This is a genomic window from Spirillospora sp. NPDC046719, from assembly GCF_040645715.1.
Lineage (GTDB): Bacteria > Actinomycetota > Actinomycetes > Streptosporangiales > Streptosporangiaceae > Spirillospora.
This window is the reverse complement of the sequence record NZ_JBEYYT010000519.1, coordinates 1-5,758: the sequence shown is the minus strand read 5'-3', so window position 1 is coordinate 5,758 and position 5,758 is coordinate 1. Positions and strand designations below refer to the sequence as shown.

The 5,758-nt window shown below is 74.0% G+C and carries 6 protein-coding genes; 2 read left to right on the top strand and 4 right to left on the bottom strand.

The features are described 5' to 3' along the window. The first annotated feature begins 155 nt into the window (after positions 1-155). Entirely contained in the window at positions 156-1,361 is a 1,206-nt protein-coding gene (locus ABZ914_RS44810) for a L,D-transpeptidase (protein WP_500200801.1), read from the top strand. Positions 1,362-1,453: 92 nt separating this feature from the next. Beyond that, the gene (locus tag ABZ914_RS44805) at positions 1,454-1,783 is read left to right on the top strand and encodes a cupin domain-containing protein (protein ID WP_500200800.1); all 330 of its coding nucleotides are present in this window, start codon (positions 1,454-1,456) and stop codon (positions 1,781-1,783) included. 33 nt (positions 1,784-1,816) lie between these two features. Here ABZ914_RS44805 and ABZ914_RS44800 read toward each other — a convergent pair whose 3' ends face one another. From ABZ914_RS44800 to ABZ914_RS44785, 4 genes are all read right to left on the bottom strand, one after another. Continuing rightward, positions 1,817-2,251: a hypothetical protein gene (locus ABZ914_RS44800; protein ID WP_500200799.1), complete on the bottom strand. Its 435-nt coding sequence runs from the start codon at positions 2,249-2,251 to the stop codon at positions 1,817-1,819. Positions 2,252-2,304: 53 nt separating this feature from the next. Next, a complete protein-coding gene (locus ABZ914_RS44795; protein WP_500200798.1) occupies positions 2,305-2,943 on the bottom strand; it encodes a helix-turn-helix transcriptional regulator in 639 nt (212 codons plus the stop codon). 149 nt (positions 2,944-3,092) lie between these two features. Further along, positions 3,093-4,643, bottom strand: coding sequence for an alpha/beta hydrolase (locus ABZ914_RS44790; protein WP_500200797.1), 1,551 nt, complete (start codon positions 4,641-4,643; stop codon positions 3,093-3,095). Next, a partial coding sequence (locus ABZ914_RS44785; protein ID WP_500200796.1) for a serine hydrolase domain-containing protein occupies positions 4,640-5,758 on the bottom strand: 1,119 nt, incomplete at its 5' end. The genes ABZ914_RS44790 and ABZ914_RS44785, both read right to left, overlap by 4 nt.

Below are 5,758 nucleotides of genomic sequence, written 5' to 3'. Positions count from 1 at the left end.
GTGGGAACGCCGCGCGGCACCGGCCTTCGTGACTTGACGGGACCATTGCCCACCTGTGAGAAAGGCGGGACGTTCCCTCGCATCGGCATGCCGCGCCGCTAAGGGCGCATAACCTGACCATGAGGTTCCGCGTGTCGAGCATGAGGAGTTCGGTGATGCGCAAGGGTCGGACCGGGACGGCGGGTGCGGCGATCATCGGGGCTTTGGCCATCTCCGTCGCCGGATGCTCCTCCGGCGGAGGAGGCGACAAGGGCGGCGGCGCGGGCGGCGGCAAGGCCGAGGACGCCGCGAAGCTCGCCATCACCCCGGCGACCGGCGCCAAGCAGGTGGCGCCCGACCAGCCCGTGCTGGTGAAGGCCGACAAGGGCAAGCTCACGAGCGTCACCCTCACGTACGGCAAGAACGAGAAGGCCGCGGGCACGCTGGCGCCGGACGGCAAGTCGTGGCGGTCGTCGTGGACGCTGCGGCCGTCCACCACGTACACGGTGACCGCGCAGGGCTCCGCCGACGGCGGCAAGCCGGTCACCGTCACCTCGACCTTCACCACCCTGACGCCCGCCAAGAAGCTGGAGACCGGCATGTCTCCGCTGGACGGCGAGACCGTCGGGGTGGGGATGCCGGTGCAGCTGCTGCTGTCCAGGCCGGTGAGCACCAAGGCCGGCAAGCAGGCGGTGGAGAAGGCGCTGGAGGTCCGGATGTCCACGCCCGTGCAGGGCGCCTGGTACTGGATCAGCGACAGGGAGGTCGACTTCCGGCCCCGCGACTACTGGCCGTCCGGCGAGAAGGTGAAGGTCATCGCGCACCTCGCCGGGCTGAAGGCGGGCGAGGGCCTCTACGGCATGAAGGACCGGACGCTGGCCTTCACCGTCGGCCCGAAGCACATCACCACGGTCAGCGACGGCACGCACCGCGCCAAGGTCACCGAGAACGGCCGGGTGGTGCGGACGATGAAGGTCAGCCTCGGCAAGCCGGGCCACGACAGCTACAGCGGCACGATGATCGCGCAGGAGAAGGCGGCGCACATCATCATGGACTCGGCGACGACCGGCGACCCCGGCGAGTACCGGATCCCGACGAGCTGGAACGTGCGGCTGACCTACAGCGGGACGTTCGTGCACGCGGCGCCGTGGTCGACGGGCTCGCAGGGCGTCTCCGACGTCAGCCACGGCTGCGTGAACGCCTCCCCCGCGGACGCGAAGTGGTTCTACAACTTCACCAACCGGGGCGACATCGTCAAGGTGACGGGGACGTCGCGGCAGCTCCAGTTCGGGAACGGGCCGACGCCGTGGGTGAAGTCGTGGGACGAGTGGCTGAAGGGCAGCGCGCTCGGCGCGCCGGTGACCGGCGCCCCGCTGAACTGACACCGGGCCGTTGAACTGACACCGGGCCGTCACCGGGCGCCGCGTCCGGGTCCCTCCCTGGCGTCCCCGCAGGGCGCTGGCAGACTGGTGCCATGCAGAAGCTCTCGCTGGACGCGCAGGTAAGGGACCACCTCAAGCGGGCCGCCGCGGCGGGCACGGGACGCAGCGCCGAGACCGTCTACGGCGGCCACGAGCACGCCCTGCGGCAGACCTTGATCGCCCTGACCTCCGGCACGGCGCTGACCGAGCACGAGAGCCCCGGGGAGGCGACGCTGCTCGTCCTGCACGGGCGGGTGCGGCTGACGAGCGGCGACGACGCGTGGGACGGCATGTCCGGCGACATGCTGATCATCCCGCCGGCGAGGCACGCGCTGGGGGCGCTGGAGGACGCCGCGGTGCTGCTGACCGTCGCGAAGCGCTGACGGCTCCGCGCCGCCGGCCGGGGGGCGGGCGGGTCAGCCCGCCGCGAGGACGGAGAAGCCGAGGGCGACCAGCAGGGCGACCTTCACGCCCTCCAGGGCCACGTAGTACAGGTGCCCCCGGGAGCGGGGCCGGTCGTCCTCCCCGGCGAGCACCCGGTCGGACCGCTTGTTCAGGCGCGGCCGGACGGCGCCGAGCTGCACGGCGAGCAGCACCACCAGGACGGCGGCGAGCACGGTGACGGCGACCGGCGGGCCGCCGGCCGCGACCGCGGCGACCACCGCGACGGCCAGCACGGTCTCGACGAGGTTGAGGGCGCGGAAGACGATCCGGCCGATGCCCAGCCCGATCGGGATGGTCACGCCCGGCGCGCGGAACTTCAGCGGCGCCTCGAGGAACGAGATTCCGAGCACCATCCCGAGCCAGAGGAAGGTCAGGGCGCCTGCCGTGGCGGCCGCGGTCGCGTTCATGGTCGTCGGAGCCTTTCGGATCGTCGGGGTTCGGGCGGCGGGGCGGCGGGCGGTCAGGTGCGCCGGATGCGGGCGAGGCAGGCGGCGGGCTCGGCGAACGGTTCGAGCGCTTCGGCCTCGACCGGCGCTTCCAGCTCGGCCAGCGCGCCCCGCATGAGGCCGAGGTGGACGTCGCAGACCAGCGGCCCGTACTCCTCGGCCAGTTCCAGGAACGGGCAGTGCCGCAGCCGGACGACGTCGCCGGCGGGGTCGGGGTCGGGCGCGAAGCCGAGGTCGGCGAGCAGCGCGGTGAGCCGCTCGGTCGCGTCGCCGGCGCTCGTCCGGGCGAACGGCGGCGGCCGGTCGACCAGGAACCGGCCCCACTCCCGGCCGGCGCGCTCGGCCTCCCGGCGCCCGTCGGGTCCGGCGCCTGAGAGCCGGCTGAGCAGGATCTGCGCCAGCAGCCGGTAGCCGCGCGAGCCGCCGCGGTCCATGCCGGGGCGGGCCGTGTAGACGGTGCGGGGTCGGCCGGGGCCGGACGGCCGGTCGAGGGTCCGCTCGGCCGTGCCGTCCGCCACCAGGGCGTCCAGGTGGAACCGCGCGGTGTTGGGGTGGACGCCGAGCCGTCCGGCGAGGTCGGCGACGCCGAGCGGGGCGCCGGCGGCGCGCAGGGCGTCCAGGATCTCGCGGCGGCGGTGCCGTTCGGGAGGCATGGCCCTCACCTTTCCCTCGGTCGCGCGCACAATTCTTACAAATAGTACATGTAATAATTGTCGCAACAGAGGGGCACCCGTGTCCGACGCGTTCGTCCAGGCCACCGAGACCGACCCGGCCGTCCGCGCCGGCCCGGGTCGCCGCCGCGTCAGCCCTGCGGGGCGCAGGTGCGGTCGCGCGCGGGCAGCCGCCCGGTGAGCAGGTAGTCGTTCACCTGGCCGGTCACGCAGTCGTTCTTGTATCCGCGCTGGTAGGGGGCGTGGACGTCGGCGCCCTTGAGCGTGATCATGCGTGAGCCGGGGAGCAGCCGGTGCAGGGCGAGGCTGCCCGGATAGACCGTCCGGGTGTCGCCGGTCGCCGCGACCATCAGGGCGGGCAGCGGCCCGCCGACCTCGGTGAGCGGCTCCCGTGGCCGGACGGGCCAGAAGGCGCACGGGTTGACCCCGTAGGCGAGCGGCCCGAAGACCGGGGACTCCTTCCGGTGGCTCTGCACGGCCCGCCAGTACGTCCCGGGGTCGCGGGAGGTCGTGGCGTCCCCGCAGATGATCGCGCTCTGGCCGCTGCCGTAGCGGGAATCGGTGCCGGTGAGCAGGAACGCCAGTTCCTCGTCCAGGTCCTTGGTCGGTTCGACGGGCCCGGCCGTGGCCTTCTTGAACACGCGGACGGCGTCCGCGAGGGCGGCCCGCTGGGAGTCCTCGTCGGTGCCGAGGAGGTCGAACGGAACGAACGCCAGGGCGGTGTCGTCGACGCGGTAGCGGCCCACCCGCAGGGGCTCGCGGGCGGACGCCCGGACGACGTCCCGGACGGTCGCCAGGACCTCGGCGGGCGTGGCGCCGAGGCCGTAGGTCGCGTTCCGCTTCGCCGTCCAGCCGGCCCAATGGGCGAGCGCGCGGTCGTTAGGGCCCTCGGTCCCGGCGAGCAGGCCCGGGCCCCAGCGGCGCGGGTCCACGGAGCTGTCGAGGACCGTACGGTCGAGGCGGCCGGGGAACATGGTCGCGTACACCGAGCCGAGGTAGGTGCCGTAGGAGGCGCCGTTGTAGGAGATCTTCCGCTCGCCGAGCGCACCGCGCACGACGTCCATGTCCCGCGCGATGTCGCGGGTGCTGATGTACGGCAGCTCCGCGCCGCTCGTCTTCGCGCAGCGGGCCGCCAGGTCCTCGGCGAACGCGACCGAGCGGCGGAACGATCGGCGGGTCTCCCCCGCCGACCTGACCCAGGTAGCGCTGGGCCAGTGGCAGTCGACGGGGGCGCTGCGGCCGAGCGAGCGCGGGTCCATGCCGATCAGGTCGTAGCGCGGGCCGGCCTTGCCCATGAGGTCGCGGATGTAGGGCGGCATGTCGATGGACGGGCCGGGGCCGCCGCCGTTGATCAGCATGGTGCCGATCCGGTGCGCCCGGTCGGACGCGGCGAGCCGGGAGACGGCGATCGTGATGGTGCGGCCGTCCGGGCGGGCGTAGTCGAGCGGGACGGTCACGTCCGCGCAGCGGGCGCCCGCCTCGTCCAGGCTCCGCCCCACCTCGTCGTCCGGGCCGAGCGTGCACGCCTTCCAGGCGAGGTGCTGGGAGTAGTAGCGGCCGAGCCCGCCGTCAGCGGTCGCGGTCGCCGACGGAGCGGCGCTCGCCATCGCCGGAAAGGACGCCGCGACGGCGGCCGCCGCCAGTCCCGCCGCGGCCGCGGCCAGGGTCCTGCTCGTGGTCATGACATCTCCGTTCCGGGGTGGTCGCACAGGCCGGTCTGGACGAGGTCCAGTTCGTCGTCGAAGGCGGCCTGCGTGGCGGGGTTCTCGTTGAAGGCGATCGAGACGCGCCGCCCGCCGGGCGCGACGCCCGCGAGGGTGGTGAACCCGTCGATGTCGCCGGCGTGGCCCCACCAGGTGCCGCCGCAGCGCAGCGGCGTCCCGATCAGCCCCAGCCCGTAGGCGGCGCCCGGCCAGGTGCGGTCGGGGTCGGTCGGGACGGTCCGCTCCATCTCGGCGAGCATCCCCGCGGGCAGGAGCCGACCGCCGAGCAGCGCGCCGTAGAACGCGTTCATGTCGCGCGGGGTGGAGATCAGCGCGCCGCCGGCCCAGGCGACGGTCGTGTTCATCTCGGTGCTGTCGGCGCGGCGGACCGTCCCGTCCCGCTCGACGCGGACGTAGCCGCGCGGGTGCGGGCCCCTGATCCAGGTCTCGTCACCGGGCCAGTACGTGCCGCGCAGGCCGAGCGGCCGGATGATCCGCCGCTCCGTCTCGTCCTCCAGGCGGTGCCCGGTGACCTTCTCCACGATCAGTCCCGCGACGACGTAGTTGGTCGTGGAGTAGTGCCAGCCCCTGCCGGGGTCGGGGAGCCGCAGCGCCCGGCGCACGAGCTCCTCGGGCTCGAAGTGCCGGAAGCGGAACTCGTCCGTGCTCTGGAAGGAGTCCATGTGGTCGGGAAGGCCGCTGGTGTGCCGCAGCAGGCTCCGGACGGTGATGTCCCGCCCGTCGTGGCCGTTCGCGTCGATCAGCCCGGGCAGGTAACGGGCGACCGGAGCGTCCAGCGAGACGCGGCCCTGGGCGGCCAGTTGCAGGACGGTGACGGCGGTGAACGTCTTGGTGATGCTGCCGACGCGCACGCGCGGGTCCGCGGGCATCGGCCGCCCCGTCCGGCGGTCGGCCGCCCCGCTCGCTTCCGTCCACGTCCCGCAGCGCGGGTCGTCGATCCGTACGGTCGCTCCGGTGAGCCCGTCGACGCCGGTGATGCGGTGCAGGGCGCGGGACGTGGCGGCGTGGTCGCCGCATCCGGGCGGGGTGAGGGCGTGCGCGGGCGCCGGGAAGGCCGCGGCCCCGGCGCTGGC

Excerpts from the sequence above, each read along its gene's own strand:
- ABZ914_RS44810 (WP_500200801.1), top strand. The coding sequence starts at position 156 with ATGCGCAAGGGTCGGACCGGGACGGCGGGTGCGGCGATCATCGGGGCT.
- ABZ914_RS44805 (WP_500200800.1), top strand. The coding sequence starts at position 1,454 with ATGCAGAAGCTCTCGCTGGACGCGCAGGTAAGGGACCACCTCAAGCGG.
- ABZ914_RS44800 (WP_500200799.1), bottom strand. The coding sequence starts at position 2,251 with ATGAACGCGACCGCGGCCGCCACGGCAGGCGCCCTGACCTTCCTCTGG.
- ABZ914_RS44795 (WP_500200798.1), bottom strand. The coding sequence starts at position 2,943 with ATGCCTCCCGAACGGCACCGCCGCCGCGAGATCCTGGACGCCCTGCGC.
- ABZ914_RS44790 (WP_500200797.1), bottom strand. The coding sequence starts at position 4,643 with ATGACCACGAGCAGGACCCTGGCCGCGGCCGCGGCGGGACTGGCGGCG.